This window comes from Burkholderia sp. MSMB1078WGS (assembly GCF_001528895.1).
Classification (GTDB): domain Bacteria; phylum Pseudomonadota; class Gammaproteobacteria; order Burkholderiales; family Burkholderiaceae; genus Burkholderia.
The window spans coordinates 1-2,889 of the sequence record NZ_LPDI01000073.1; the positions used below are offsets into that span (position 1 = coordinate 1).

The 2,889-nt window shown below is 59.2% G+C and carries 3 protein-coding genes and 1 pseudogene; 3 read left to right on the top strand and 1 reads right to left on the bottom strand.

The features are described from left to right. On the bottom strand, window positions 1-368 hold a 368-nt coding region (locus WT24_RS17795), incomplete at its 3' end, for a transposase (RefSeq protein ID WP_179949304.1). Window positions 369-1,052: 684 nt separating this feature from the next. Here WT24_RS17795 and WT24_RS17800 point away from each other — a divergent pair. The 3 genes and pseudogenes from WT24_RS17800 to WT24_RS17805 all read left to right on the top strand — a co-directional run. Continuing rightward, on the top strand, window positions 1,053-1,796 hold the full coding sequence (locus WT24_RS17800; RefSeq protein WP_060035268.1) for a carbonic anhydrase family protein: 744 nt from the start codon (window positions 1,053-1,055) through the stop codon (window positions 1,794-1,796). A 363-nt stretch (window positions 1,797-2,159) separates the two neighbouring features. Continuing rightward, window positions 2,160-2,468: pseudogene (locus WT24_RS33015) on the top strand (IS5/IS1182 family transposase); the annotation flags it as partial. Window positions 2,469-2,521: 53 nt separating this feature from the next. Next, a partial coding sequence (locus tag WT24_RS17805; RefSeq protein WP_179949304.1) for a transposase occupies window positions 2,522-2,889 on the top strand: 368 nt, incomplete at its 3' end.

The following is a 2,889-nucleotide window of genomic DNA, read 5'->3' on the forward strand; positions in this document are numbered from 1 at the left end:
TACATGGCGACGATCTTGTCGTCGAAGCCCGTGAAGCGCCGTTCGTGCTTGGGAATCAGGATGGGTTCGAAGCTGCCATCGCGGTCGCGCGGCACCTCGATACGGATCGGACCGTCTTCGGTCAGAACCGTCTTGGCCCCTTTGCCGTTGCGCTGATTCGTGGCGTTGGCCGGCTTGGCAGCACCGGGAGGGTAGCCGAGATGATGATTCATCTCGCCGCCCAGTGCCCGTTCGATCAGCGCCTTCTTGAGCGCTAGCGTCGCGGCATTGATGGCTTCGGCCGTCATCGGGCCGTTGCCGAACTGTTCGAGCAGCTCGGCCGGAATCGCCGGCAGTGCCACCGGCTGGGCTTTCGGTTTGCGAGGCATAAACTCTCCTTGGGAGCATGTTATGCCTTAAACACAAAATTCCTGACAGGCCCGCTACGTCGCCCTCAGGAAATTCGAATGTCCACGGAACCCCGAAAACCGGTCGCTTCGGTTGACGCGGAAAGTCATATCAGTTGAACGCCAGCATCAGGTCCTGCCCCTCGGCCCCTTGACTGACGGGTCCAGCAGTTCCTTAGGCAGTTCAGACTGGGGCCTGGGGGCCGCAGCCTGACGCGCTACGGTTTGCCTTTTCATCTTCATTGGCATATCCATGGTTTTTACACCTCATGATATGCCCCGCCCACGAAATCACGGATAGGTCCCTTCGGGGCTTGCATTCCGTTGTGCCCGTGGAATGCGGCTACGATTTCCTTGCCATGCCTCACTGGCGCCGGCACCGCTTGTAACTCAATGGATCGCATGGTCCCAGTTGGGCAGGGAGGGCCCGCATGCCGAAATGGCAGCCGCTATTTTCTCGCAGACCTCCGGCCACTGATGGCGATAGTGGAATCTCCCACCGAAGGCATGCAGCGACTCTAAAAGCACATTCATCGCGGATTTGCGCCAGCCAATCTTTTGCTTAATCGAAGATTTCAGACTAAATTGTCAAAGTCCTCAAGCGGGACAGTAAATTCGAGCTCTTGCCGGCGTTATTATCACCATATATTCAAGGGGAATATCTCAATGGACCGCCAGACTCAAAACTGCTGTGCCACACCGACCGCGGCTCGACGCGCTTCGCTCAAAACCGCCCTGGGCCTCATGGCGTTCGGGCTGGCCGCCGAACTCATGCCCGGTCTGGCGCACGCCGCTGCTCTCGGCAAGGCGCAGCGCGATGCCATGACGCCCGACGACGTGATTGCCATGTTGAAGCGTGGCAACGAGCGCTTTCGTGCGGATAAGCTGCAAAGGCACGATTATCTGGCCCAGAAGCGAGCGAGCGCGAGTGGTCAGTATCCGGCAGCCGTCATCCTGAGTTGCATGGATTCTCGTGCACCCGCAGAAATTATTTTCGACGCGGGCATCGGCGATACTTTCAATACGCGTGTGGCAGGCAATATCGTTAACGACGATCTGCTGGGCAGCCTTGAATATGCCTGCGCCGTGGCCGGCTCAAAAGTCGTGCTAGTGATGGGCCACACGACGTGCGGCGCGATCAAAGGTGCCATCGACGGCGCGAACCTCGGCAATCTCACGGGCTTGCTGAATAAGATCAAGCCAGCCATGGACGCAACCAAGTTCGACGGCGAACGCAGCAGCAAAAACGATGCGTTCGTCGACGCTGTGGCAGCCACCAACGTGCGACAAGCTATCGACGAAATCCGCCGCCGGAGCGAAGTACTGGCCGATCTGGAAAAGAACGGCAAGATAAAGATCATTGGGTCGATGTACCACCTTGTGGGAGGCAAGGTGGAGTTCTATAGCTGATTGATCAGCGGCTCGATCGGGCGTTGCGCGACGTTCGAGCCGCTCGACCTATGAGGCGCTGCGATGGATCTTGTTGGGCAGAATGGTGCCCTACCGGAACCAAGCTCGAGTTCCTTGCTGCACGGCGAACCGGCAACTGCGCCGGAACTCGCGCTTCCACGCTGGCTACTCGACACCGCGAGGATCGTTACGCGAGAATGGGGCTCGGCGTACTTGTGATCGTGTACGTTCCAAAGGCCGTTGGCACACACGCGGTTACGATCAACCGCCTTAAGAGATGGTTTCAAAAAAGGGGCCGTGGGTGCTGTTAACTTTCGTGGCGAGCCGTTAACCTCAGGCATCGGAACGACCGATGCCGAGGAGATCGGCAAGCCGATCATCGACGACGACTGTGGACATTGATCGAACCGTTACTAGCCACGCAAGACGGGACAGCGCTGGCGCGACCTGCCCACCGAGATGGGCTGCGGCTCGGGCGTGACTTGTTGGCGACGACTACGCAATGGGCAGGCCATGGGCGTATGGAATCGCTTGCACGAATTGCTGCTCGCGAAGCTGCGAGCAGCAGACCAAAGACTTATCGGGAGCCGGGATCGGTTCATCATCGATCCGCGCCGTTGGGGCGGGCCTAAAACTGGGCCAAGCCCTACGGATAGCGCGCGACCTGGTTCCGGGCCTGTCAGGAATTTTGTGTTTAAGGCATAACATGCTCCCAAGGAGAGTTTATGCCTCGCAAACCGAAAGCCCAGCCGGTGGCACTGCCGGCGATTCCGGCCGAGCTGCTCGAACAGTTCGGCAACGGCCCGATGACGGCCGAAGCCATCAATGCCGCGACGCTAGCGCTCAAGAAGGCGCTGATCGAACGGGCACTGGGCGGCGAGATGAATCATCATCTCGGCTACCCTCCCGGTGCTGCCAAGCCGGCCAACGCCACGAATCAGCGCAACGGCAAAGGGGCCAAGACGGTTCTGACCGAAGACGGTCCGATCCGTATCGAGGTGCCGCGCGACCGCGATGGCAGCTTCGAACCCATCCTGATTCCCAAGCACGAACGGCGCTTCACGGGCTTCGACGACAAGATCGTCGCCATGTA

Bases quoted from the DNA above. Each gene is read 5' to 3' on its own strand.
- WT24_RS17800 (WP_060035268.1), top strand. From the start codon at position 1,053: ATGGACCGCCAGACTCAAAACTGCTGTGCCACACCGACCGCGGCTCGA.